Source organism: Methylomonas sp. LWB (assembly GCF_001856095.1).
In the GTDB taxonomy this organism is placed as follows: Bacteria; Pseudomonadota; Gammaproteobacteria; order Methylococcales; family Methylomonadaceae; genus Methylomonas; species Methylomonas koyamae_A.
Genome location: NZ_MKMC01000067.1, coordinates 1 through 22,617, shown reverse-complemented (window position 1 = coordinate 22,617; position 22,617 = coordinate 1). Strand labels below are relative to the sequence as shown.

Sequence of the window (22,617 nt, the reverse complement as noted above, 5' to 3'; positions counted from 1 at the left end):
TAGTGATTTGAGGCTTTGGATTTACCCGCCTCTAAGGTATTCTAGCGCCTTTTTATAGCATAAGACGAGCAGGATGGAAGAGCATTACAACCCCACGGCCATCGAACAAAAAGTCCAAGCCGCGTGGGAAAAATCCGGGGTTTTCACGGCCGTTGAGAACACCGGCAAGGAAAAGTATTACTGTCTGTCGATGTTTCCCTATCCTAGCGGCAAACTGCACATGGGCCATGTGCGTAACTATACGATAGGCGACGTCATCAGCCGTTTTCAGCGCATGCAAGGCAAGCATGTGTTGCAACCGATGGGTTGGGACGCCTTCGGCCTGCCGGCGGAAAACGCCGCGATGCAAAACAAGGTGCATCCGGCCGATTGGACCTATTCCAACATCGACTACATGCGCGACCAGCTCAAGCGTCTGGGCTTCGGTTACGACTGGAGCCGCGAGCTGGCGACTTGCGATCCGGACTATTACCGTTGGGAGCAGTGGTTCTTCATCCGTTTGCTGGAAAAAGATCTGGTTTATAAGAAAACCGCGCCAGTTAACTGGTGCCCGCACGATCAAACCGTACTGGCCAACGAGCAAGTCATCGACGGTTGCTGCTGGCGCTGCGACACGCCGGTCGAGAAAAAAGAAATTTCGCAGTGGTTCTTGAAAATCACCGCTTACGCCCAGGAGCTGCTCGACGACTTGCAAAAATTGCCGGGCTGGCCCGAACAGGTGCGGGCGATGCAGGCCAACTGGATAGGCCGTTCCGAAGGCGTGGAGATGGATTTTGCCGTGGAAGGTTTCGAGTCGCCGATTCGAATTTACACCACCCGTCCCGATACCGTGATGGGCGTGACTTACGTCGCCGTCGCGGCCGAACATCCGGTCGCGCTGAAAGCCGCCGAAAGCAATGACAAGGTAAAAGAGTTTCTGGAATCCTGCAAGCAGATGGAAACCTCGGAAGCCGCGATGGAAACCATGGAAAAACGCGGCGTCGATTCAGGCTTCCAAGCCATTCATCCGCTGACCGGCGAATCGGTGCCGGTGTGGATCGCCAACTTCGTGTTGATGAGCTACGGAACCGGTGCGGTAATGTCGGTGCCGGCGCACGACCAGCGCGATTACGAGTTTGCCAAGAAATACGGTATTGCGATCAAGGAAGTCATAGCATCCGCCGACGGTAGCGACGACAGCGTGGCCGACAAGGCTTTTACCGACAAAGGCGTCTTGAAAAACTCCGGCGAATTCGACGGCCTGGATTTCAAACAAGCTTTCGACGCCATCGCCGCCAAACTGGCAGGCCTCGACAAAGGCGAGCGCAAAACCAACTTTCGCCTGCGCGACTGGGGCGTATCCCGCCAACGTTACTGGGGCGCGCCGATTCCGGTGATTTATTGCGACGACTGCGGTACCGTGCCTGTGCCCGACGAGCAATTGCCGGTGACCTTGCCGCGCGACGTGGTGCTGGACGGCTCGCAATCGCCGCTGGCCGCGCATCCGACCTTCCCGCGTGCCGACTGCCCGACATGCGGAAAACCGGCCCGGCGCGAGACCGATACCTTCGACACCTTCATGGAATCGTCCTGGTATTTCGCCCGTTACGCCAGTCAAGACTGCGGCACCGCGATGCTGGACCAACGCGCCAACTACTGGCTGCCGGTCGATCACTATATCGGCGGCATCGAGCACGCAATCTTGCATTTGCTGTATGCGCGCTTCTACACCAAATTGCTGCGCGACGAAGGTTTGATCGTCTGCGACGAGCCGTTCAAAAACTTGCTGACCCAAGGCATGGTGGTCGCCGAGACTTTTTATCAACACGACGAACACGGCCATAAAAAATATTTCAACCTGACCCAAATCGAAGTCGAGCGCGACGCCAAAGGCAAAATCGTCGGCGCCAAATTGCTGGAAGACGGTTCGCCGGTCACGGTCGGCGCGATCGAGAAGATGTCTAAGTCCAAGAACAATGGCGTCGATCCGCAGGTGTTGATCGACCAATACGGCGCCGACACGGTGCGTTTGTATACGATGTTCACGTCGCCGCCGGATCAATCCTTGGAGTGGAACGACGCCGGCGTCGAGGGCGCGTTTCGTTTCTTGAAACGCTTGTGGCGCCAGGTGTTCGTGCATGTTGAAGCCGGTTTGTCGCAAGCGGCGACCGATAAAGCCGCGTTGACGGACGATCAGAAAGCCATGCGTCGCCAACTGCACCAAGCCTTGCAGAAAGTGACCGACGACATGGCGCGGCGCCATACTTTCAACACCGCGATCGCCGCCAACATGGAACTGGTCAATGCACTGAACAAATTCGAGGACGATAGCGTTAACGGTCGGGCGGTGCGTCAGGAAGTATTGGAAGCGATCGTGTTGATGCTGGCGCCGATCATTCCTCACGCGGCGCAACAGCTTTGGAACGAATTGGGTCGCGATAGCGACATCGTTCTTGCAGCTTGGCCGGACGTCGATGAATCGGCATTGGTGCAAGATTGCATCGAGATGGTGGTGCAGGTCAACGGCAAGCTGCGCGGCAAATTGTCGGTCGCGGCTGCTGCGGCAAAAGAGCAAGTGGAGGCGCTGGCTTTGGCGGATTCCAACGTGCAGCGCTTTCTGGAGGGTAAGCCGATCAAAAAGCTGATCGTTGTGCCCGGAAAATTGGTGAATATCGTTGTTTAAGTTTAGCTTTCGGCTGTTGGCCGGCATTCTTCTAATCGCGGCGGGTATGACCGGCTGCGGTTATCATTTGCGCGGCTCGGTCGATATGCCGGAAGCGATGAAGAACGTTTATGTCTTCGGCGCTTCGCCGCAGCTGCAAAGCCAGATGCAGTCCATCGTGCGCGCGTCCAAAGGCAAGATCGTGGGCTCGCCGAACGATGCGGGTGTCGTGGTTAAGGTCTTGAAGGAGGACATGCGCCGCCGGACCCTGTCTATCGGCTCGACCGGTAAATCCAACGAATCGGAGCTGGAATATTATTTGCGCTTCCAGATGTACGATAACCAGGAAAAACCGTTGATGGAAGAGCAGACCATCGAGATGAGTCGCGAGTTTTTCAACGACCAAACCGCGATCTTGGCGAAGACCAACGAGGAACAATTGATCCGTTCCGAGATGTACAAGCAAGTCGCCCGCATGTTGTTGGCTAGGGCCAGGATAGCCGTCGACAATCAGAAAAAATAGCGATGCGTTTGAAGGTCGATCAACTCGCCGGCGCATTGCAAAAAAATCTGGCGCCGGTTTATTGGGTCGGCGGCGACGAGCCGTTGCAGGTGGGCGAGGCGGCCGACGAGGTCCGCGCCGCCGCTCGGCGGGCGGGCTATACAACTCGCGAAGTGGTATCGGTGGAAACCGGCAACGAGTGGCCACTTTTGATGGCCGAAGCGGAATCCCTGTCGATATTCTCCGACAAGAAGCTGATTGATTTGCGATTGCCCTCGGCCAAGCCTGGGATCGAGGGCGGTAAAGTACTGGTCGAGTATTGCAAGAAGATTCCTGACGATACGATTTTATTGATTACCGCCGGGAAACAGGAAGCGGCCGCGCAGAAATCGCAATGGTTTCAGGCGATCGAAAAGATCGGTGTGGTGGTGCAGGTTTGGCCGCTGCAAGGTCAAGAGTTGTTGCAATGGTTGCAACGTCGAGCCGAACGCAGAGGGATGCATCTGAGCAGCGAGGCCGTTAGACTATTGGCGTCCAGGGTAGAGGGCAACCTGTTGGCGGCGGCTCAGGAAATCGAAAAACTCTTCATACTGCATGGGGCTGTCACGATAGAAAAAGCGGCAATCGAGGGCGATGTCGCCGACAGCTCGCGCTTCGATGTCTTTAAGTTGGTCGAGGCGCTATCGGCGGGCAAGCTGAATCGCGCGGTCAGAATATTGCAGGCATTGCGCGCGGAGGGCGTCGCGGCCCCCGTGGTGTTGTGGGCGATTAGCCGCGAAGCGAGATTGCTTTGGCATCTTCACAGCGAAGCCAAGGTCGGTGGATTGTCCGAGGCGACCTTCAAAAAATACCAGGTTTGGGACAAACGTAAGCAAGCCGTTCAAGAGGCCATGGTTCGAATCAAACCGGCCGAATTGCGAGCCATTCTGTTGGCTTGCGCGGCAACCGACGCCCGCGTCAAAGGCCAAGTCACTGGCGACGAGTGGGAAGGGTTATTCGAAATTTGCCGGCTCTGGGTAAAGCCTTTAAGAACCGGAACCGCCGCCTAATTTGGAAACTGGCGGCGGTTTTGGTTTTGCGGATTAAGCGAGTTTGCGTTTGCCGCCGGCCATTAGAGCCAGCAAGCCGGTACCGAACATCCAGACTGCGGCTGGAACTGGAACGGCGGTAAGCTGTAGGTTGCCGTCTGAGGCAAATAACGCCCCACCAACTTTGCTTTCGCCTTGTACACTGTTGATCGATGTCAAGATAGACACGCCTTTGGTTTTGATAGTAAAGATTGCATCGCCCCCGGCTATGGTGTCTGGAGAATACACATTGTGGTCGTAACCGTTAAGTCCGCCTGTGAAGGAAAGACTCATGTCCTGGTATCCTGAGCCAGAATTGTTGCCGGTAATTTTGACGCTTCCTTCGCCACTCGCAATACTACCGTAAAGGATAGCCGACCCGTTGCTGAACCCAGAGTCCGTGGTGAAATTAAAATCTGGATTTGTGTCGAAATAAAGGCCGACGTTACCAGTGTCTATAGTAAACGTTTGGGTACTGCCATTATTGACGTAGCTCCCTGAAAACGTCGCAATGGCGGTCAATTCGTAACCCGATCCCGAACCAGTGGAATTAAGATTAGGCGCCGCGACTGTTCCAAAATCGAATGAGTGCGAAACAACCGCTGATTGATACCAGCCTTGCATGGTACCGGTTGTTGCGGATGTAGGAGAAAACTTAACCAAGGCTACTCCCAAGCCAAAATCATAGGTGTCGAACTGAGCTACAGTATCTTCGAATCCGTCGCTACCGACAGCCCGGGAGTAATCGGCTGTCCCTACCCATGAGTTAGCAAAGGCGAGCGGGGATGTCATCAGGAGTCCGGTGACGAGGATGGTGTGTTTGAACGTTTTCATCTAGTACCTCTGTTTAAAATTAATGTCCCCCCGGATTTTTATAACGCTTTTTGTGAATCAATGCAAATTACAGTTCTAAGACCAAGGAAATATGTTTTACAGTTCGAGATAGAAAAACCATCACGAAAATTTGTGTGAAGTTAGCTAGGAAGCTGGGTGAGTTTTGTGGCGTTTTAACCGGGTTGTTTTCGAGGTTTTTTCGGCCGGTCGCTTGGGCTAGAATGTCCGAGCTTGAATAACCGTAAACAGACGAGGACTTACTTATGGCAGAGTTTAGAAGGTACAAGTGTAAAACTTGCGGCCACATTTACGACGAAAAACTGGGTGATCCGAAAAGCGGCATTGCACCGGGAACCCTTTGGGAAGATGTGCCGGACGATTGGGGTTGTCCGAAATGCGGCGCGATCAAAGTAATGTTTACGCTGATGAAATAGCGGTTCAGCAATTGGACCGCCGTGGTATTTGCGGCGGTCGGCACCGAAAAAGGGCGCGACGGCGCCCTTTTTTGTAGGAGTCAGGCCAGCTTGGCTTTGATAAAGTCGACGAGGTCCCGCATCGCCACATCCTGGCTCGCGGCTTCCCCTCGGCCTTGGTACTCGACGCTGCCGCTATCCAGGCCGCGGTCGCCGATGACGACACGGTGCGGAATACCGATCAATTCCATGTCCGAGAACATGAAACCGGCTCGTACTTTTCTGTCGTCCAACAAGACTTCGATGCCGGCTGCAAGCAAGTCTTGGTAGATTTGTTCGACGGTATCGCGCAATCGGTCGGATTTATACATATTCATCGGACAGATCGCGACCTGAAACGGCGCCAATTCCTTCGGCCAGATAATACCGCGCTCGTCGTGGCCTTGCTCGATGGCGGCGGCGACTACCCGAGAGACTCCGATGCCGTAGCAGCCCATGATCATCGTTTGGTTCTTGCCGGCTTCGTTGACCACGGCCGCTTGCATCGCTTCGCTGTATTTACCGCCCAATTGAAAGATATGGCCAACTTCGATGCCGCGAGCGATAGTCAAGGTGCCGTGCCCGTCAGGGCTGGGATCGCCGTCCACCACTTGGCGAATGTCGCGGAATTCGATGCCGCTCAATGGTCGGTCGCGCTCCCAGTTGACGCCGGTGTAATGGAATCCGGCTTCGTTTGCGCCGCAGACGAAGTCGCTAAGGTTTTCGACGGCGAAATCTGCAATGATGGCGGTTATCGGCCCAGGAAACGGTTTGTCGCCTTCGGTAATCGGGCCGATATACCCAGGCCGGCAGCCTAGATGGGTTTCGATTACGGTATCGGTGGCGAAGTCGAAGGCGCCGATGATTTTGTTCAATTTGATCTCGTTCAGTTCGTGGTCGCCGCGCAACAAGATTAAATATTGGAAGTCTTTCGGCTGGCCTAACGGATCGTTACCCTTATGGGTAACGAGCAAGGTTTTAAGTACCTTTTCCGGCGACACGCTCAGAAACTCGCTGACCTCGGCAATGGTTTTCTTGCCGGGGGTGGCCGTTTTTTCGAATGTTTTTTCGGGTGCGGGTCTGTTCAGCGCGGGTCTTATCGTTTCGGCCTTTTCGACATTCGCCGCGTATTCGCTTTCGGTCGAAAAGGCAATCGCATCCTCGCCGGAATCGGCTAGCACGTGGAATTCGTGAGAAACCGCCCCGCCGATCGCGCCGGAATCGGCCATGACGGCCCGGAATTTCAGGCCGAATCGGTTGAAGATATTGGTATAGGTTTGATACATCACGTCGTAGGTCTGCTGCAAGGACGTTTGATCCAGGTGGAAGGAATAGGCGTCCTTCATGACGAATTCCCGGGAGCGCATCACGCCGAAACGCGGACGGATTTCGTCGCGAAATTTGGTTTGGATTTGATAGTAGGTCACCGGCAGTTGTTTGTAGCTTTTCAACTCGTGGCGGGCCAGATCGGTGATAATCTCCTCGTGCGTCGGGCCCAGGCAGAAATCCCGGTCGTGGCGGTCTTTCATCCGCGCCAATTCCGGGCCATATTTTTCCCAGCGACCGGTTTCCTGCCAAAGTTCCGCAGGTTGCAACGCCGGCATCAGTACCTCCAGCGCGCCGGATTTATTCATTTCCTCGCGGGTAATTTGTTCAACCTTGCGTAAAATGCGCAGGCCCAACGGTAGCCATGTGTAAATGCCCGCCGCCAGTTTACGAATCAATCCTGCCCGGATCATCAGTTTGTGGCTGGCAATTTCGGCGTCGGCCGGTGTTTCTTTAACGGTGCTGAGGGGAAATTGGCTAGTACGCATGGCGGCCTTCGAAGTAATTAACAAATCGTCTATTTTAACGTTTAAATTGGCGAACGACGACAAGGTTCGCCGATTTCGCGATCACTGTAAGGGGGCTTGGCATTGCCGCGACCGCCGAAATTTGGGAAACTTGAAAAAATAAAAAATCTCACCGGGAACGAAAGGGAAAAATGATTAAAGTCTTGCTGGTTGATGATCATGAGTTGGTTAGGAGCGGTATTCAGGCGTTGTTGTCGGCGGAAACGGACATTGCGGTTGTAGCGGTCTGCAATTGCGGCGAGCAGGCGCTGAAAGTAGTTGAGACGGATCCGCCCGACGTGATTCTGATGGATATCAATATGCCGGGAATGGGCGGCGTTGAAGCGTGTCGACGTATTCTGGCCGCGAATCCGCAAATCAGAATCATTGGAGTATCGGTGCATAACGATGGCCCGATTCCTCAACAATTGCTGAAATTGGGAGTGGTCGGTTTTGTCTCCAAAGGCTCGTCGACAGCGGAGATGGTGGCGGCGATTAAGGCGGTGGCGTCCGGTAAGCGTTACTTGTGTCAAGATGTCGCCAGTAATTTGGCGTTTCAGTTGTTACCAGGCGCCAACCCATCGCCTTTTTTGCAACTGTCTTCTCGGGAAGCCGAGGTGGCTCGCCTGATACTGAGCGGTAAAAGTATTCAGGAAATGTCGGCGTTATTGAAAATCAACGACAAGACGATCAATACCTACCGCTATCGTTTGTACGGTAAATTGGGAATCAAGAACGATGTGGAGCTGACCAGGCTCGCCGTCAAATATGACTATTTGGACGGCGTTTGATTGCCAATATTAGTGGAATCCGGGGTCAGACCAAGCCGCGCGCTTTATCGAACGCATCTCTGAAGTCGAGAAAGACCGGTTGTTCAGATTCCAAGAGCAACTTCAATAGCTCTCTTTGCAACTGATATTTGATGTTGCCGATCGCGAGCGCACCGACGCCAATCGCTCCAGCGGATTGCGCCGCAGCTGAAAGTGGTACGGAAGTATCGTTGGGAGCAACGCCTTCGATACCGGATGGTGGAACCGCGTTCACGTCTCCGGCGACTTTCAACTGCTTGGCGTTGGCCAGCACATTGGCGCTGACTACCCGGATTCCGGCCTTGGCTGTACAAAAGATGATATCGGCACTTTCGATTAACGCCGACTTTTCTTCGTCGTTACGTGCCACCGCAGCCGTCATTTTCGCGCCGAAGCGTCGATTGTACTGCTTGGTGGCATCTTTAGCGCTGTCCACAGACAAGTGATCCACCAGTACGGTTTCGGCGCCGTGGGTTGAGGCCAACACGCCGGTGGCAATGCCGACCGGACCGGTGCCGCCGAAAACCAGGGCTTTGCAATCTTTCAATTCCTTGCCGTGTTGGGTTTTCAAGGCTTTTTCGACACAAGCCACCAGGGCCGCCGCCGTGGTGCATGCGCCGCTAGGGTCGGCAAACACCGATACCTGAAACGGCGGCACCATCGCCGGTTTGCACGCTTGAAGCATGTCGATCGCCATGCCCATGTCTCGGCCACCGATGAAAATCGCGGTTTTCTTGACGCCGGACGGTCCTCTGGAAAAGATCACATCCTGCGTCAGGTTGTGGATGTTTTCCAGTTTGACGTTGGAGTAGGGCATTAGCACATCAAAACCCGCGTCGAGTGCCATGTTGATGTCAAACGGGCTGTTGTTTGGCATCGGGTCGAACATGTGGAGTATGCTGCGTTTCGGCATTGTTACCTTACCCTTGGTGATAGGCGGACATGATGACCAGCGCTGTTAGTTTGTCGATTTAATGAACTCGCGCGCGACATCGAACGCGTGTTCAAAGTGCAGGAACAACGGTTGATCGCTTTCCAACATACGTTTCAATAAACGGCTTTGCGCTTGGTATTTGATGTTGCCGATCGCCAGCGCGCCGATACCGACTGCGCCGCTGATAGAACCGGCCAGCGGTTTCCCGTTGTCGAAAGCGTCGACGCCGGCGATACCGGCCGGGGGTACCGCGTTCACATCGGCGGCAACTTTCAATTGCGGGGCTTTAGCAATCAATTCCGCGCTGAGCAATTCTATGCCGGCCGCGCCTGTGGCAAACACTACATCGGCGGTCTGCATGTATTCGGCTTTATCGGCGTCGGCGCCCGCCGAGATTGTGATCTTGCCGTCGCCGAATTCTTCGCTGCATAGTTCGGCGGTGCGTTCGGCCCGGTCCAATTGCCGGCCAATGATCCGAACGTTGGCACCGGCTTGCGCGGCAATTACGGCGGCGGCTTGGCCGACCGGTCCCGTGCCGCCCAGAGCCAGCACATTTTTGCCTTCCAGCGTGGTATCGAACTTGTCTGCCAATTCTTTTTCGACGGCGGCGACCATGCCGGCGGCAGTGGTAAATGCGCCGCTAGGATCGGCGAATACCGAGACTTCAAACGGCGGCACCATGGAGTTTTTCGCACTTTTCAGCATATCCATTGCTTGTTTGGTTTCGCGTCCGCCAATGAAAATCGCGGTGCGCAACAAGCCTTTCGGGCTGCGGGAAAATATCGCGTCTTGAACCAATCCTCTGACTTCGCTCGGTTCGACATTGATATAAGGCACTGCTGAAATCCAGCCGGCGTCCATCGCCATATTGACGTCGAACGGGCTCAAATTTTTGGCTGTGGTCAGCATGTGCAGAATAAAAGGTTTTTCCATGATGGCCTCTGGTATATGAATGTTAGCCGGTTAGTATATGAAAAAGAGTTTGGGATAACAATTCTAGGTGAATTGCCGAAGTTCGCACTATTTCAAGTGCGGCGGTACGTGCGGCTCTATCGCGGCGTACATTAACTGATGCATCTTCGGATTGCCGGTGATGATATTTCCCGACTGCAAGTACTTGTCGTTAAAGGAGAAGTCGGTCGCAACGCCACCGGCCTCCTGAACCAGCAGCACGCCGGCCGCGATGTCCCATTCCTTGACGCCGATTTCCCAGTACGCATCTAGTCGGCCGCAAGCCACGTAGGCCATGTCCAGCGCGGCCGCTCCGGCGCGGCGGATGCCGGCTGAATCGGCGCAAATGGCGCGAAACATGCCGAGATAGGGTTCGATATTTTCCATGGTCTTAAACGGAAACCCGGTGCCGATCAATGCTCCGCGCATTGAGTTCTGTTTGGTAACGCGGATGCGCCGGCTATTCAACATTGCACCGCCGCCGCGTTCGGCGGTAAATAACTCGTCCCGAACCGGGTCGTAAATCACGCCCAATTCCAGCTTGTTCTTGTTTTTTAACGCGATGGACACCGCGTACTGCGGAAAGCCGTGTAAATAATTGGTGGTGCCGTCGAGCGGATCGATGACCCAGACGTAATCGTTACCTTTGTGCTCGCCGCTTTCCTCGGCCAGAATGGCGTGCTCCGGGAAGGCCGCCCGTATGATTTTAATGATCTCTTGTTCGGCGGCTCGGTCGACTTCCGAGGCGTAGTCGTTGCGGCTTTTTTGGTTGACAGCGAGTTTCTCGATGTTTTGCGACGAGCGTTGGATCAAATCGCCGGCACTCCGCGCGGCGCGGACGGCTATGTTAAGCATCGGATGCATGGGAGCGGATTGGTAATGAGCAGTTGGAAAACAGCGATAGAATAACAAATGTTTTGTTAGAATCGCCGGTTTTTTAGTCGGCCGGGGAATGGATGTTGTTGTCGAATTTTAAGGTCGTGTTGGTGGAAACCTCGCATCCCGGCAATATTGGCGCCGTGGCGCGAGCGATGAAAAACATGGGAATGTTTGAATTACGCTTGGTGGCTCCTAAATATTTTCCTCACGCCGACGCCACAGCCCGCGCCTCGGGTGCCGACGATGTGCTTAGGCACGCCGAAGTCTACACTGGCTTGAGCGAGGCGATCGCCGACTGCCAATTGGTGTTGGGGGCCAGCGCTCGCGATAGAACGATCAGTTGGCCGACGGTCGCCGTCAGGGAAATGGCCGAACGCTGGGGTGGAGCGGCGGCGGCCGATCAAAATGTCGCGCTGGTGTTCGGCCGGGAAAACTCCGGTTTGACGAACCAGGAGCTGGATCTTTGCCATTACTTGCTGAGGATTCCGTGTAACCCGGACTACAGTTCATTAAATCTCGCGGCGGCCGTGCAAGTCGCTTGCTATGAATTATACGTCGCCTCCGGACGCCAACACCGGAGTGGAGTCGGCGATCAAGGAGAGGAGCCCCTGGCCAGCGCGGAACAAATGGAAGGATTTTACGAGCATCTGTTGCAGACGATGGCGGATATCGGATTCCTGCATCCCGAACGCTCGCGATCTATCATGCGCCGTTTGCGGCGCCTGTTCAATCGTGCCCAGCTCGACACCAAGGAGTTGGATATTTTGAGAGGCATTTTGCGCTTCTCGCAAAACCATAACGCCAAGTGAGCCCACGATGCTAGCCAGACTTAAAGAAGACATCCACTGTGTGTTCGCCCGCGATCCGGCCGCGCAGTCGGTTTTCGAAGTCGTCACGACCTATCCTGGCTTCCATGCGGTGTTGATCCACCGCTGCGGCCATTGGCTGTGGCTACACGGTTTTCGCTGGTTGGCTAGGTATTTGTCGTTTTTGGCGCGCTGGTTAACCGGCATCGAAATTCACCCTGGAGCGAAAATCGGGCGGCGGTTTTTCATAGATCACGGCATGGGCGTGGTAATCGGCGAGACTGCGGTGATCGGTGACGACTGCACTTTGTACCACGGCGTGACCTTGGGCGGCACCAGTTGGAGCAAGGGCAAGCGACATCCGACCTTGGCGAATGGCGTAGTGATTGGGGCTGGCGCCAAGGTTCTAGGCCCGATTGAGATTGGCGAAGGTGCCAGGGTGGGTTCTAATTCAGTCGTCGTCAAGTCGGTGCCGCCGGGGGTTACCGTGGTTGGGATTCCGGCGCATTTGATTGACTCGAAGTCCAAGCAACGGGCCAATCGCGACGCGATGGCTCAGAAAATGGGTTTCGATGCCTATGGTGCGACCGGCGACATGCCGGACCCGATCGCGAACGCCATTAACCTGATGCTGGATCACATTCACCAATTGGATAAGCAGGTGGAAGAAATGCGCGAGCGATTGCGCGCCTCCGGTGTCGAATGTAGAGAACAAGCTGCGTCGAATTTGCAGGCTTGCGAAATCAAGGATCAGCAATGAAAGATCCTTGGTTTGGCCGTGTTGAGGATTTGTCTTAATGATTTTAAGAGACATTAAGAAAGCATTGCAGCCCCTCTTGCACACGCCACTGCATCCGCAGTGGTTGGTTTGTGGTCGCAATCTCAAATTGATCGAGTGGTTGTAAGGCTTCGGGGCGATGGCATTGTGTCGGCTATCGGTTGCGCCGGTTGTTGGCCCGAGCGATTTTTGCCGGGGAATTGCCATTACGTTGGGCTCGTCCTGAAACTGCAACGGAGTGGTACCGAACAGCACCGGATATATTTGCCGACGCCGGCCGGCTACCGATTGCGACACAGAGTGTCTATGTCGCGTTGTTGCTGGATGTCCTAGAGCATTTGGATTCTGTCGATCATGCGATTGAGGAAATCGCCAGGATTTTAAAGCCCGGCGGTCGGTTATTGCTTCAAGTGCCTTTTCTATACCCACTGCATGACGAACCACGCGATTTTACGCGGCTTAGCCGACACGGTATTTCTAATCTTCTTCAACGTTACGGGTTGGTGGTTGAACAATGCTTAGCGGTCGGTACGCCAATGGAGACCGCCGGTTTGCTCACAAACATCGCGATCAGCAAAGTCACCTGGGATTGGGTTTCGAGGAATAGTCCTTTAATGCCACTGATTCTGGTGATTCCGTTTTTCGTTGTAATCATCAAACTGGCAGCCAAAGTTCTCTCATGGCTGGCTTACGACAACGATTTTATGCCTTTCAGTTATCAAGTTTCGGCTAGCAAGCCTCATTAAATGTGCCTTGAGTTTCGGAGAGTAGACTGCCAAAAATGCATTCTTATGTAGAATACTTGACCGTTTTACTGGGTTTATTTATAGTCGCGTTTACAATAATCATTAATTTGTAAGGGGTTTACCATGCGGCTAACTACTAAAGGACGTTATGCAGTGACGGCGATGTTGGATTTGGCATACCACAGTCAGTCCAACCCGGTGACGCTGACTGATATCGCGACCCGTCAAACCATTTCGCTGTCCTACCTTGAACAATTGTTCGCGCGCTTGCGCAAGGCCGGAATGGTCAAAGGCGTGCGTGGCCCTGGCGGCGGCTATACCTTGAGTCGCAACGCTCGCGAAATCAACATCGCGGACATCATTGAGGCGGTCGACGAGCCGGTTGACTCCACTAAGTGCGGCGGCAAAGCGAATTGTCACAATGATCAGCCTTGTCTGACGCATGATTTGTGGATGGGGCTCAGCGAGCAGATTCGCGAATATTTGAAGGAAATCAGCCTTGGCCAGTTGTTGGAGCGTGACCTGGTCGGGGAAGTCGCAAAACGCCAAGCTCGGCAGGTTGAGCACGTCATTGATATGCAGCCGATCAAGGAAAAACTCAGCGCTTAATGATTTATTTCGATCACAACGCGACCACGCGTTGCGACGAACGAGTGTCTGAAGCCATGCAGCCGTACCTGAATGCGATGTACGGCAATCCGTCCAGTCTTTACAAGCTTGGACGCATGGCACGAAGCGCGATCGACAGTGCGAGAAATCAAGTCGCTGCTTTGGTGGATGCCGAGCCGGACCAGATTGTCTTTACCAGCGGCGGCACCGAGGCAAACGCATTAGCGCTGGTGAATGCTTGGGAGCGCGGCTTGGCGATCTCTGCAATCGAACACCCGTCGATCTTCGAAAACGCCGACCATCACCGGCGTCTGTTTCGTGATGTGCGAGTTTTGCCGGTTAGTGCTGGCGGCACCGTGATGATCGATGCGATAACGGCGATGACTTGGCAAGCCGGAGACTTGGCATCACTGATGCTGGCCAATAACGAAACAGGGGCGATCCAGCCGGTGGAAAAGATTGCCGGCCTATTAGCGGAGCGCGGCGTGGCGGTTCATACCGACGCCGTGCAGGCCCTCGGCAAGATGCCGGTCTCGTTTCGTAGATTGGGTGTGAAGTTAATGAGTCTGTCCAGTCACAAAATTTATGGGCCTAAGGGGTGTGGAGCCTTGGTGGTTGCCGCCGATTATCACTTTCGCGCTTGGCAGCGGGGTGGCGAACAGGAGTCCGGGCGACGAGCCGGTACCGAGAACGTTGCCGCGATAGTTGGTTTCGGTAAGGCCGCCGAGCTGGCGAAAAACGAACTGGATCAGCGCATTGGGCGGGTTCGGGAACTTAGGCGGCGTCTGGAGGCCGAATTAAGCAAGGTCCCTGGCGTCAAAATATTTGCCGAACACTCGGACCGCCTCGCGAATACTGTTCAGTTCGGCATCGCCGGCGTCAACGGCGAAATGTTACTGATGCAATTAGACAAACTCAATATGGCGGTGTCGAGCGGATCGGCCTGTTCGGCTGGCTCCGAGGTCATCAGTCCGGTGCTGACTGCGATGGCTGTCGAGCCGTTGTATGCCCGGTCCGCGATTCGGGTTAGCTTGGGTAAAGACAATAACGAAGCGCAAATCGACGAATTTATTGCCGGCTTAAAGTCGGCGCTTGCATTGAATCGGGAGTACTAATTATGACTGTTCAAGTCACGGAAAACGCCGCCAAACAAATTCGCAAACAGCTCGAGAAGCGTGGTTCTGGGCTAGGGTTGCGGCTGGGTGTGAAGGCTTCGGGGTGTTCGGGCTACGCCTATGTGTTGGATTATGCCGATCAAGCCGAGGCTGACGAGTTGGTTTTCGATCAGTTCGGTGTCAAACTGTTGGTCAAGCGTATTGATTTAGATAAATTGGACGGTATCGTCCTGGACTACGTTCGGGAAGGCTTTAACGAAACCTTTAAATTTTTGAATCCCAACGTCAAGGCCACGTGTGGTTGCGGTGAAAGCTTTGCCGTTTGAGCGATGCGTTAAAAACGTTCTGGAAGGTGTTTGTTTTTCCGGTATTGCTGATTGAGCGCAATTTGGAGTACCAAGTGCGTTGCTTTTCGATGAGTTTGATTCAGCCGGAAAAAATTTTAGTCCAAAGTTCAAGGAATATTTTCTAAAGCTGACCCCTTTCGGGGGTAAAGCGCCCGCGTACTTGGGCGGGCGCTAGAAGCGGCGTTATTTCATGTTAGCGCCGCAATTACCTTCCATTTTTTTGCCTTCGGCGGCTTTGTCCCCGGATGCCGCAGGTTTGTTTCCGGCGCATTTGCCTTCGGTAGCGGTTTTGTCGGGGGTTTTCTTCATCATTGCGGCGCCGCATTTGCCTTCACCGCAAGAGCCATCCTTCATTTTATCCGCCGCCGCGTCGGGTTTGGCTTCAGCAGTCAGCATGTACCCTGAGCCTAGATCGGTTAAAGCGAACGGATTGCTCTCGGCTTGTGCCGCATTCATACCCAAGGTTGGCAACAGGGATGCGCCGATGGCGATAGCGAACGGGGTTTTATGGATTTTTTTCATATAGTCTCCTGGAAAAGTCGATACATATTAAGCGGTTGTTAAGTCAAAACCCGCATTGTCGGCGCAAGCTTTTTAGTAATATCACAAAAATGCCCGGTAAAGTAAAGACGGGTTGGCGAGCTCTATTAGCGATATACTGCGCGCTCAACAGGTTAAGCTAACGTTCGGACATTTCGATTCTGACATGAAACCAATCACGCAAATTCAACTGCTGGGTTCCGAAGTGCTGCGTCGGCAAGCGCAGCCTGTTGATGATTTTTCCAGTAGCGAGTTCCACGAATTATTAGAGGAAATGCAGTCGGCAATGCTCGCCGAAGGCGGTGTGGGAATCGCCGCGCCACAATTGGGGGTGTCGCTGCAAGTTTTGATTATTGCGTCGCGGCCGACACCGCGTTATCCGCGGGCACCGGAAATGGCGCCATTGGTGATGGTAAATCCTGGGTTCGAAGTACTTAATGCCGAAATGCGCAAGGATTGGGAAGGCTGTTTGAGCGTACCCGGTATTCGTGCGCTCGTGCCGCGTTATCAATCCATTGATGTTCGGTATCGCGACGCTCATGGCGCCTCTCAACGCCTGGCGTTGCGTGACTTTCCGGCCAGAGTGTTTCAGCACGAATTCGATCACTTGTTGGGTTTGGTCTATTTGGATCGGGTCGAAAACAATCGGGATATCATTTCCGAGGCAGAGTTTTTCAATCGAGTAGCGGTGCAAGGTGAGTGATGAGAATAATTTGGATGATTTTCGGCTGGCTGACGAGCGTGTGTGTCTGGGCGGCAACGCCGTTGTCGGTTAGCGAAGTTGCTCCAGGGGTTTACGTACACTTGTCCGCGTACCATTGGCCGGATCGAGCCAACCATGGCGAGATCGCCAATATCGGGTTTATCGTCGGCGACAAATGCGTGGCGGTGATCGATAGCGGTGGTAGCCCTCGGCAGGGAATTGCCCTGCGCGACGCGGTCAAACAACTTACCGATAAGCCGATTTGCTATGTGATCAACACCCATGTGCATCCCGATCACATCTACGGTAACCGTGCCTTCAAGGACGAACCGGGCGTGCGTTTCGTCGGTCATCACAAACTGGCGCGGGCCATGGCGACCCGTGGCGAGCACTACCTGAGTCGGGCTGAAGAGGTGCTGGACATTCACGTCAATCGAGACGATATCATACCCCCGGACTTGCAGGTCAAGGATACGACGACCTTGAACCTCGGGAATCGCGACCTTGTGCTGACAGCTCATCCCACGGCGCACACCGATAACGATCTTAGCGTGTACGATAAAAACACAGACACTATGTGGCTAGCCGATTTGTTGTTTTTGGAGCATATTCCAGTCATTGATGGCAGTATCAGGGGCTGGCTAGCCGAATTGGAGCGATTGGAGCATCGTCGCTATCGCTTGGTGATTCCAGGACATGGTCGCCTGGTTAACGATTGGCCTGCGGCCATGCAGCCGGAAAAACGGTATTTGGCCGAACTGTCCGACGAGCTAAGAGCGATGATCAAGCAGGGCAAAACATTGGAGCAGGCGGTGTCTTCGGCTGGATTGGCCGCAAAAAGCCGTTGGCAATTGTTCGAACAGTTCCATCGCAAAAACGTTACCATCGCTTTCGCCGAGCTGGAATGGGAAGACTGATTGATTATCTGGGGAGATTTAAACCATGCATTATGTATCTCGATTGGCGGCCGCGTCGATTCTGTTGATTTCGGCGGTTAGCGTCCACGCGGAAGGCGACGACCTGACTTGGAATACGGTGTTGAAAGACCAGTTTTTCGCGGGCAAGAGCATTGAAGAAAGCTCGGACGTTATCGAGCTAGAAGCGCCGTATCGTGCCGAGGATCCGGCGATCGTGCCGTTGAAGGTCACGAGTAAGATTCCTCAGGCCAAAGACAAGTTCGTCAAAAAAATTTGGTTGTTCGTCGATAAGAACCCGTTTCCATTCGTTGGCGAATTCGAGTTCTTCCCGGAGAGCGGTAAAGCCGAGTTGGCGATGCGGGTCAGGGTCAATACCTATAGCAACATTCGCGCGGTTGCACAAACCAGCGACGGCAAGTTCACGATGACTAAAAAGTTCGTCAAGGCCAGCGGTGGCTGTTCGGCACCCATTGGAGCCGATTTGGACGAAGCGCTTAAGCGGATCGGCAAGGTTAAATTCCGTTTGGACGGAGGCGTGCAAACCGGGCAACCGACCTTGGCTCAACTAATGATCAGTCATCCGAATCTGACCGGCATGCAGATGGATCAGGTGACTCGCTTCATCCGCAAATCGCAGTTTGTCGACCAATTGAAGGTCAGTTTCAATGACAAGCCGGTGCTGAACGCTAAGATCGACATTGCAATTAGCGCGGACCCGAATTTTCGTTTTTATTTCGTCCCCGATAAACCGGGCGAATTGAAAGCGGAGTTTTCCGATATTTCTTGTGAGTCGCCGACCAGTCGAAACGTGTGTAGCAAAGGGACCAACTATGTCCAAAGCTATCAGGTAAGTCCTTGAGTCCGCTGATTCGCGCGTTTGTATTGGTTGGGGTGTCGTCGATAGGCCTTGTTGTGTCCGTTGATGCGCTGGCGATGCGTTGTGGGCATAAATTGGTCCGAATTGGTGACCACAAAGCCGATGTTTTGGCGAAGTGCGGTGAGCCGGATGGTGTGGAAGAGCGCACTGCCGTGCGCGGTACACGGTTTCGCCATCCTTACGGTGCATTGGAAATCGATCAATTCGAAGAAGTCGTTATTGAGGAATGGACCTACAATTTCGGGCGTAGGAAGTTTCAGCAACTTCTGGAGTTCGAAAACGGCGAATTAAAAAATATCCAAGATCTCGGGTATGGGTATTGAGCGAGATACGATTCCGACTTCAACGGCCGCAGGCTAGTCTACGAATTCGGGGTGGCAGAATATGTACGACGCATTTCTGCCTGCTTGGTTGGGGTAGCTTACTCGTGCTCGGATGCGAGCGACGTCTGTTTAGAAGAGAAGACTGCCCGAGAGCCTTGCTTCTTTGAGCGAGCCGCTAAACGACGCGAACCAAAGCTCTGCTTATTTTTGGTAAAAATCTGCCGCATTTTTTCGGCAGGTTGTGGATCGTGTCGTTTGTGGCCGCCATCTTGCCGGACGTTGAGCCAGGCATAGTAATCACTGGTGTTCCCTGCTCACTTCACTGAGCGCGGTCCCGGAGATGTCTTCTGTTGTGCTTGAATAAATCCGTGCATTACTCGGCTTCTTTCCCAAAGAAGACGGCGGCCTCTTTTTATATCTCGCGCGCCATGCGCAGTTCTGATAGCGTTTAAACAGACTCTAAGCTGCATTGACGTCAAGCTGGGGTGTAATAAGGCTTTCCTTTTTTTAAAAAGAGACTATAATTGTCGATTCGAGTATGTTGCAGTAACAAAGCACAATTGGACATGTAGGGAGATAGTATGCTTATCTTGACCCGTAGAGTGGGAGAGACCTTGATGATTGGTGACGATGTGACTGTTACAGTTCTCGGGGTGAAAGGCAATCAGGTTCGTATCGGCGTTAATGCTCCTAAGGACGTTTCGGTTCACAGGGAAGAAATCTACGAGAGGATCAAGAAAGAGCAATCCGAAGCGAGTAACGCGGAGAGTTGATAGAGTTTTAGGAGAGATGGCCGAGAGGCCGAAGGCGCTCCCCTGCTAAGGGAGTATGGGCCAAAAGCCCATCGAGGGTTCGAATCCCTCTCTCTCCGCCACTAAAATAAAAATAAGTTGTAATTTATTTTAAAATCATTGATAATAAGCGGCTCAAATAAGCGCCCGTAGCTCAGCTGGATAGAGTACACGGCTACGAACCGTGCGGTCGGGAGTTCGAATCTCTCCGGGCGCGCCATTTGAGTATTGGTATTACCGAATTAATCCCCTGTAGCTCAGTCGGTAGAGCGGGTGACTGTTAATCACTAGGTCGGCGGTTCGAGCCCGTCCGGGGGAGCCAAATAAATCAAGGGCTTACATGAAAATGTAGGCCCTTTTTTTTCATCTGAAGTTTTCCGGGCAACCTCTGGGCAACTTTCAAAAGTAATCCATACCCTTAAATCGAATGACTGACAGCAAAAATCTTTTTTTTGCGAAACAGATTTATCCCAGCATTTTTTCCAAAAATCCAAATCGTTTGGCAATGCCAAGTAGCGCAACATTAACACAACCGTCATGTTCAGCCCTGAGTCGCCAGTAAGTTTTCCAATGCATACCTTTTGGCTTGGTGCCGTTGGGATTTAAAATTCCACGATGCCAACCTAATTTGTCACGAATTTTATCGGCTCGCCGTGCAAATCGATCATCTTTTGTTTCCCTTTGGCAAGCGTATGCAAGTTCGTAACAATGGCGGCAAGCAAAAATACCAGCACTGCCAAGATAAAGTAATGCCACTCGACGGTTACACCCATCGGCCGGGCACCTAAACCAAGCACGCTGTCCACCATAATGACAGCCTGACCAGTCAAGATTTACTGGATAACGTTTATTTTCCCAGGCCTCACCTGCCCGCTGATGGCGATAATCGAGAATGACATAGCTTGCATGACCAAGTATTTGGATTGAGCCGATGTTCTCGCCATTGGACAACCAACTTGTAGTGAATGACATTCCTGGTTTTAAGCAACCATCCTGTTGCAATCGTCTTACATCAAGAGCTATAAAATCATTGGTTGTGTCTTTGCCGCCTTGATTCCGTCGTCCGTTACCTATACCGCTCATAAAATTCCCCAGATTTTGCCGAAATCATTAAGTAAATTGAATGACTGGTATTCAATAAAATGTGCGGAATACCAGTCATACCAAGCCCTACAGGCTATTCAGCAGGATTCGGATTTGCTCGATTTCTCAGCTCTTTTAGCTTTAAAAGCATCGCCAAAGTATGTTCAAATTTACGATCCAGGTGTATTTCGTAGCGATTTAGCTTTTCCATTCGCTGCGGATGCAGGCCTTCACCTAAAGTTTGGGCTTTAGTGGCCGGTTGATACCTTGCTTCTTTTTCCATTCGCATACAGATCGGTTCCAATGCTTCTCGAATAAATTGTTCTAAACCGTCTGCGGTAGCAGGATATTCTAAAGTGGACCCCGAAATCCGGACAGTAGTTTAAGCTATGCCCTGACTGAAAATAATAGGCGGGAAATGAGCGAAAGCAAACGGAAGATATTTACAGGTGCGCAAAAGGCCAAGGTTGCGTTGGAAGCGGTGAAAGGCACAAAGACGATCAATGAGATCGCCCAAGAGCACGGCGTACATCCCACCCAGGTCAGTCAATGGAAGAAGGAATTGCTGGATAATGCCGGCAGTCTGTTTGAAGGCAAGCGCGGCCCCAAATCGGTTAATGCGCAGAATGATCCAGACCGGCTTTACGCCAAGATCGGGCAACTGAATATGGAGCTGGACTGGCTTAAAAAAAAGTCTGGGATCAGCCTGTAGAGGCGCGCCAAACCTGGATAAGGCCCGATGATGAGTTGCAGTTATCCAGGCAATGCGCCTTGCTCAAGGTCACGCGTTCCGTGGTGTACGAGCAGAAGAAGCGTTTGCTGAAAGCCGTAGATGAAGATGAATGTCTGTTGCTGCGCTTACTTGATGAGGAATATACGCGGCACCATTTTTATGGTTCTCGGCGGATGACCATCAACTACACGCCCTTCATGCCGTTTTAACCACCAACCAAGTCGGGTTTTATTGATGCTGCCATCCTTTTCGCCGGCGATGTCTCTAATAACATCCAGGAAAGCCTCTTCATCAAAGCCTATGCGTTTCAATGCATCCCTAATCATGATCGGCTCGTTTTCAAAACGGTTATGCCAGCAATGCAGCATGTGGCCGAGTTGTTCGCGATCAGGATCATCAAGCATGCATTCAAACATGCAGACTGCCGGGTCGGGTAAACCAAGCCAGAGTAAAGGCTGGCGACATAGGTTTAACCAATCTGAATAAGTCGTAATGTTTTTACACTCCGTCTTTGGCTGACCAGCGCACAGCCAAGCGCGGATGATCGTCAATACAAGGGATATGAAGTGTCCACGATTATGTCTAACTTCCAATACACGCTCAAGCCTGAGTGCTGCTGCGGTTTGAAATGTTCAAGCCATCGCCGCTGCGTGATGGTCAGCGTGGCTTCGGATACCCTCTACGACGACACCGGCAACGACCTGCTGCAAGGTTTGGGCGGCAGCGACATCCTGCTGGCCAATCGCGGCGGCGACAATCTGCTGTACGCCGACCAACAGCAAGGCTTCCAAACGCTGTACGACCAAGGCCAAACCGCTGCGGGTACAGGTTTGCGCGGCGATCTGCTGGCCAGCGGCACCGGCAATGATCAACTGTTCGGCGACGCCGGCCGGGATGTATTGGCCGGCGGCGACGGCGCCGATGTGTTAGTGGGCGGCGGCGATGACGACGTGCTCTACGGCGACGGCGGTATCGCCAACCCAAACGGCAGTTGGTCCGTGACCCAAGTCGCCGAGCTGGACGAAGACGGTGTGGTTCATCACCGCCAGCAACTCAACGGGGCCGTCGTTCAGGCGGCGGCGTTGGGTGGTAACGATATACTCTACGGCGGCAACGGCAACGATCTGTTGGACGGCGGCCAGGGCAACGACGTGCTGGACGGCGGGGCCGGCCGCGACATCCTGCAAGGCGGCCTAGGTAACGACGTGCTGTACGCCGACGAACAAAACGCCGAAGCGGGGTTGGGCTCGGTCCCGGCCGATCGTCTGGGCGACTTTCTCAGCGGCGGTAGCGGTGACGACATGCTGATCGGCGGCGGCCGTTCCGACGCGTTGATGGGCGGCGAAGG

Annotated in this window: 27 protein-coding genes and 3 tRNA genes; 21 read left to right on the top strand and 9 right to left on the bottom strand. The window is 53.4% G+C overall.

What is annotated here, in order from left to right:
* Positions 1–73 precede the first annotated feature (73 nt).
* The 3 genes from leuS to holA are packed head-to-tail and all read left to right on the top strand — an operon-like array spanning position 74 to position 4,192.
* On the top strand, positions 74–2,662 hold the full coding sequence (leuS, locus tag BJL95_RS19740) for a leucine--tRNA ligase (RefSeq protein WP_071160406.1): 2,589 nt from the start codon (positions 74–76) through the stop codon (positions 2,660–2,662).
* Positions 2,655–3,164, top strand: a complete 510-nt coding sequence (lptE, locus tag BJL95_RS19735) for an LPS assembly lipoprotein LptE (RefSeq protein WP_254786853.1) — start codon at positions 2,655–2,657, stop codon at positions 3,162–3,164. The genes leuS and lptE overlap by 8 nt, the downstream gene beginning before the upstream one ends.
* Positions 3,165–3,166: 2 nt before the next feature.
* The gene (gene holA / locus BJL95_RS19730) at positions 3,167–4,192 is read left to right on the top strand and encodes a DNA polymerase III subunit delta (RefSeq protein WP_071160405.1); all 1,026 of its coding nucleotides are present in this window, start codon (positions 3,167–3,169) and stop codon (positions 4,190–4,192) included.
* A gap of 33 nt (positions 4,193–4,225) precedes the next feature.
* On the opposite strand, the gene pepA is transcribed toward holA, so the two are convergent.
* A complete protein-coding gene (gene pepA, locus BJL95_RS19725) occupies positions 4,226–5,044 on the bottom strand; it encodes a flocculation-associated PEP-CTERM protein PepA (protein WP_071160403.1) in 819 nt (272 codons plus the stop codon).
* Between the two features lie 263 nt (positions 5,045–5,307).
* Between pepA and BJL95_RS24240 the strand changes: the two genes are divergently transcribed.
* Entirely contained in the window at positions 5,308–5,478 is a 171-nt protein-coding gene (locus tag BJL95_RS24240) for a rubredoxin (protein WP_082885552.1), read from the top strand.
* A gap of 80 nt (positions 5,479–5,558) precedes the next feature.
* Here BJL95_RS24240 and BJL95_RS19720 read toward each other — a convergent pair whose 3' ends face one another.
* Positions 5,559–7,310, bottom strand: coding sequence for a proline--tRNA ligase (locus tag BJL95_RS19720; RefSeq protein WP_071160401.1), 1,752 nt, complete (start codon positions 7,308–7,310; stop codon positions 5,559–5,561).
* A 170-nt stretch (positions 7,311–7,480) separates the two neighbouring features.
* Here BJL95_RS19720 and BJL95_RS19715 point away from each other — a divergent pair, with 170 nt between their 5' ends.
* Positions 7,481–8,119, top strand: a complete 639-nt coding sequence (locus BJL95_RS19715) for a response regulator (protein WP_064029334.1) — start codon at positions 7,481–7,483, stop codon at positions 8,117–8,119.
* A gap of 25 nt (positions 8,120–8,144) precedes the next feature.
* Here the strand turns inward: BJL95_RS19715 and BJL95_RS19710 are convergent, their stop codons facing one another.
* From BJL95_RS19710 to BJL95_RS19700, 3 genes are all read right to left on the bottom strand, one after another.
* On the bottom strand, positions 8,145–9,050 hold the full coding sequence (locus BJL95_RS19710; RefSeq protein WP_064029336.1) for an NAD(P)-dependent methylenetetrahydromethanopterin dehydrogenase: 906 nt from the start codon (positions 9,048–9,050) through the stop codon (positions 8,145–8,147).
* Positions 9,051–9,095: 45 nt separating this feature from the next.
* Positions 9,096–10,004 carry an NAD(P)-dependent methylenetetrahydromethanopterin dehydrogenase gene (locus BJL95_RS19705; RefSeq protein ID WP_064029338.1) on the bottom strand — a complete coding sequence of 303 codons (909 nt, stop codon included), beginning with the start codon at positions 10,002–10,004 and terminating at the stop codon, positions 9,096–9,098.
* 87 nt (positions 10,005–10,091) lie between these two features.
* On the bottom strand, positions 10,092–10,886 hold the full coding sequence (locus BJL95_RS19700) for an inositol monophosphatase family protein (protein WP_071160399.1): 795 nt from the start codon (positions 10,884–10,886) through the stop codon (positions 10,092–10,094).
* A gap of 95 nt (positions 10,887–10,981) precedes the next feature.
* Here BJL95_RS19700 and BJL95_RS19695 point away from each other — a divergent pair, with 95 nt between their 5' ends.
* The 6 genes from BJL95_RS19695 to BJL95_RS19670 all read left to right on the top strand — a co-directional run bounded on the left by BJL95_RS19695 (position 10,982) and on the right by BJL95_RS19670 (position 15,281).
* Complete coding sequence (locus BJL95_RS19695; RefSeq protein WP_071160563.1) at positions 10,982–11,710, top strand: RNA methyltransferase; 729 nt, start codon at positions 10,982–10,984, stop codon at positions 11,708–11,710.
* Between the two features lie 7 nt (positions 11,711–11,717).
* Positions 11,718–12,467, top strand: coding sequence for a serine O-acetyltransferase (gene cysE / locus BJL95_RS19690; RefSeq protein WP_071160397.1), 750 nt, complete (start codon positions 11,718–11,720; stop codon positions 12,465–12,467).
* Positions 12,468–12,646: 179 nt separating this feature from the next.
* Entirely contained in the window at positions 12,647–13,231 is a 585-nt protein-coding gene (locus BJL95_RS19685) for a class I SAM-dependent methyltransferase (protein ID WP_083386174.1), read from the top strand.
* A 123-nt stretch (positions 13,232–13,354) separates the two neighbouring features.
* Positions 13,355–13,840, top strand: coding sequence for a Fe-S cluster assembly transcriptional regulator IscR (gene iscR / locus BJL95_RS19680; RefSeq protein ID WP_064029346.1), 486 nt, complete (start codon positions 13,355–13,357; stop codon positions 13,838–13,840).
* On the top strand, positions 13,840–14,955 hold the full coding sequence (locus BJL95_RS19675; RefSeq protein ID WP_071160393.1) for a cysteine desulfurase family protein: 1,116 nt from the start codon (positions 13,840–13,842) through the stop codon (positions 14,953–14,955). Before iscR ends, BJL95_RS19675 begins: the two co-directional genes overlap by 1 nt.
* A 2-nt stretch (positions 14,956–14,957) precedes the next feature.
* Positions 14,958–15,281 (top strand): iron-sulfur cluster assembly accessory protein, encoded by a 324-nt coding sequence (locus BJL95_RS19670; protein ID WP_064029351.1) that lies wholly within the window; start codon positions 14,958–14,960, stop codon positions 15,279–15,281.
* 204 nt (positions 15,282–15,485) lie between these two features.
* On the opposite strand, the gene BJL95_RS19665 is transcribed toward BJL95_RS19670, so the two are convergent.
* The gene (locus tag BJL95_RS19665) at positions 15,486–15,824 is read right to left on the bottom strand and encodes a hypothetical protein (protein WP_064029353.1); all 339 of its coding nucleotides are present in this window, start codon (positions 15,822–15,824) and stop codon (positions 15,486–15,488) included.
* Between the two features lie 184 nt (positions 15,825–16,008).
* Here BJL95_RS19665 and def point away from each other — a divergent pair, with 184 nt between their 5' ends.
* The 8 genes from def (at position 16,009) to BJL95_RS19625 (ending at position 19,775) form a co-directional block, all read left to right on the top strand.
* Positions 16,009–16,545: a peptide deformylase gene (gene def / locus BJL95_RS19660; protein WP_071160391.1), complete on the top strand. Its 537-nt coding sequence runs from the start codon at positions 16,009–16,011 to the stop codon at positions 16,543–16,545.
* On the top strand, positions 16,545–17,462 hold the full coding sequence (locus tag BJL95_RS19655; RefSeq protein WP_071160389.1) for a quinoprotein relay system zinc metallohydrolase 2: 918 nt from the start codon (positions 16,545–16,547) through the stop codon (positions 17,460–17,462). The genes def and BJL95_RS19655 overlap by 1 nt, the downstream gene beginning before the upstream one ends.
* 25 nt (positions 17,463–17,487) lie before the next feature.
* Positions 17,488–18,321 carry a quinoprotein dehydrogenase-associated SoxYZ-like carrier gene (locus BJL95_RS19650; RefSeq protein ID WP_071160387.1) on the top strand — a complete coding sequence of 278 codons (834 nt, stop codon included), beginning with the start codon at positions 17,488–17,490 and terminating at the stop codon, positions 18,319–18,321.
* Positions 18,318–18,662 carry a DUF2845 domain-containing protein gene (locus BJL95_RS19645; protein WP_231883677.1) on the top strand — a complete coding sequence of 115 codons (345 nt, stop codon included), beginning with the start codon at positions 18,318–18,320 and terminating at the stop codon, positions 18,660–18,662. Before BJL95_RS19650 ends, BJL95_RS19645 begins: the two co-directional genes overlap by 4 nt.
* Positions 18,663–19,243: 581 nt before the next feature.
* Positions 19,244–19,435 (top strand): carbon storage regulator CsrA, encoded by a 192-nt coding sequence (gene csrA, locus BJL95_RS19640; RefSeq protein WP_064029361.1) that lies wholly within the window; start codon positions 19,244–19,246, stop codon positions 19,433–19,435.
* A gap of 10 nt (positions 19,436–19,445) precedes the next feature.
* A tRNA-Ser gene (locus BJL95_RS19635) sits at positions 19,446–19,536 on the top strand.
* Positions 19,537–19,596: 60 nt separating this feature from the next.
* Positions 19,597–19,673: transfer RNA gene (locus BJL95_RS19630), tRNA-Arg, on the top strand.
* A gap of 26 nt (positions 19,674–19,699) precedes the next feature.
* A tRNA-Asn gene (locus BJL95_RS19625) sits at positions 19,700–19,775 on the top strand.
* Positions 19,776–19,918: 143 nt separating this feature from the next.
* Here the strand turns inward: BJL95_RS19625 and BJL95_RS24235 are convergent.
* Both BJL95_RS24235 and BJL95_RS24230 read right to left on the bottom strand, forming a co-directional pair.
* Positions 19,919–20,536, bottom strand: coding sequence for a hypothetical protein (locus BJL95_RS24235; RefSeq protein WP_083386173.1), 618 nt, complete (start codon positions 20,534–20,536; stop codon positions 19,919–19,921).
* Between the two features lie 94 nt (positions 20,537–20,630).
* Positions 20,631–20,819 carry a hypothetical protein gene (locus BJL95_RS24230; RefSeq protein WP_175463762.1) on the bottom strand — a complete coding sequence of 63 codons (189 nt, stop codon included), beginning with the start codon at positions 20,817–20,819 and terminating at the stop codon, positions 20,631–20,633.
* Positions 20,820–20,954: 135 nt separating this feature from the next.
* Here BJL95_RS24230 and BJL95_RS19610 point away from each other — a divergent pair, with 135 nt between their 5' ends.
* Positions 20,955–21,248 (top strand): transposase, encoded by a 294-nt coding sequence (locus tag BJL95_RS19610; protein WP_071160381.1) that lies wholly within the window; start codon positions 20,955–20,957, stop codon positions 21,246–21,248.
* A gap of 146 nt (positions 21,249–21,394) precedes the next feature.
* On the opposite strand, the gene BJL95_RS19605 is transcribed toward BJL95_RS19610, so the two are convergent.
* The gene (locus BJL95_RS19605) at positions 21,395–21,685 is read right to left on the bottom strand and encodes a hypothetical protein (RefSeq protein ID WP_071160380.1); all 291 of its coding nucleotides are present in this window, start codon (positions 21,683–21,685) and stop codon (positions 21,395–21,397) included.
* A 162-nt stretch (positions 21,686–21,847) separates the two neighbouring features.
* On the opposite strand from BJL95_RS19605, the gene BJL95_RS25975 reads away from it, so the two are divergent.
* Positions 21,848–22,617: calcium-binding protein (locus BJL95_RS25975; RefSeq protein WP_139306347.1), on the top strand; the 770-nt coding region annotated here is incomplete at its 3' end.

Bases quoted from the DNA above. Each gene is read 5' to 3' on its own strand.
- leuS (WP_071160406.1), top strand. From the start codon at position 74: ATGGAAGAGCATTACAACCCCACGGCCATCGAACAAAAAGTCCAAGCC.
- holA (WP_071160405.1), top strand. From the start codon at position 3,167: ATGCGTTTGAAGGTCGATCAACTCGCCGGCGCATTGCAAAAAAATCTG.
- pepA (WP_071160403.1), bottom strand. From the start codon at position 5,044: ATGAAAACGTTCAAACACACCATCCTCGTCACCGGACTCCTGATGACA.
- BJL95_RS24240 (WP_082885552.1), top strand. From the start codon at position 5,308: ATGGCAGAGTTTAGAAGGTACAAGTGTAAAACTTGCGGCCACATTTAC.
- BJL95_RS19720 (WP_071160401.1), bottom strand. From the start codon at position 7,310: ATGCGTACTAGCCAATTTCCCCTCAGCACCGTTAAAGAAACACCGGCC.
- BJL95_RS19715 (WP_064029334.1), top strand. From the start codon at position 7,481: ATGATTAAAGTCTTGCTGGTTGATGATCATGAGTTGGTTAGGAGCGGT.
- BJL95_RS19710 (WP_064029336.1), bottom strand. From the start codon at position 9,050: ATGCCGAAACGCAGCATACTCCACATGTTCGACCCGATGCCAAACAAC.
- BJL95_RS19705 (WP_064029338.1), bottom strand. From the start codon at position 10,004: ATGGAAAAACCTTTTATTCTGCACATGCTGACCACAGCCAAAAATTTG.
- BJL95_RS19700 (WP_071160399.1), bottom strand. From the start codon at position 10,886: ATGCATCCGATGCTTAACATAGCCGTCCGCGCCGCGCGGAGTGCCGGC.
- cysE (WP_071160397.1), top strand. From the start codon at position 11,718: ATGCTAGCCAGACTTAAAGAAGACATCCACTGTGTGTTCGCCCGCGAT.
- iscR (WP_064029346.1), top strand. From the start codon at position 13,355: ATGCGGCTAACTACTAAAGGACGTTATGCAGTGACGGCGATGTTGGAT.
- BJL95_RS19675 (WP_071160393.1), top strand. From the start codon at position 13,840: ATGATTTATTTCGATCACAACGCGACCACGCGTTGCGACGAACGAGTG.
- BJL95_RS19670 (WP_064029351.1), top strand. From the start codon at position 14,958: ATGACTGTTCAAGTCACGGAAAACGCCGCCAAACAAATTCGCAAACAG.
- BJL95_RS19665 (WP_064029353.1), bottom strand. From the start codon at position 15,824: ATGAAAAAAATCCATAAAACCCCGTTCGCTATCGCCATCGGCGCATCC.
- def (WP_071160391.1), top strand. From the start codon at position 16,009: ATGAAACCAATCACGCAAATTCAACTGCTGGGTTCCGAAGTGCTGCGT.
- BJL95_RS19655 (WP_071160389.1), top strand. From the start codon at position 16,545: ATGAGAATAATTTGGATGATTTTCGGCTGGCTGACGAGCGTGTGTGTC.
- BJL95_RS19650 (WP_071160387.1), top strand. From the start codon at position 17,488: ATGCATTATGTATCTCGATTGGCGGCCGCGTCGATTCTGTTGATTTCG.
- csrA (WP_064029361.1), top strand. From the start codon at position 19,244: ATGCTTATCTTGACCCGTAGAGTGGGAGAGACCTTGATGATTGGTGAC.
- BJL95_RS24235 (WP_083386173.1), bottom strand. From the start codon at position 20,536: ATGAGCGGTATAGGTAACGGACGACGGAATCAAGGCGGCAAAGACACA.
- BJL95_RS24230 (WP_175463762.1), bottom strand. From the start codon at position 20,819: ATGGAAAAAGAAGCAAGGTATCAACCGGCCACTAAAGCCCAAACTTTA.
- BJL95_RS19610 (WP_071160381.1), top strand. From the start codon at position 20,955: ATGAGCGAAAGCAAACGGAAGATATTTACAGGTGCGCAAAAGGCCAAG.
- BJL95_RS19605 (WP_071160380.1), bottom strand. From the start codon at position 21,685: ATGTTTGAATGCATGCTTGATGATCCTGATCGCGAACAACTCGGCCAC.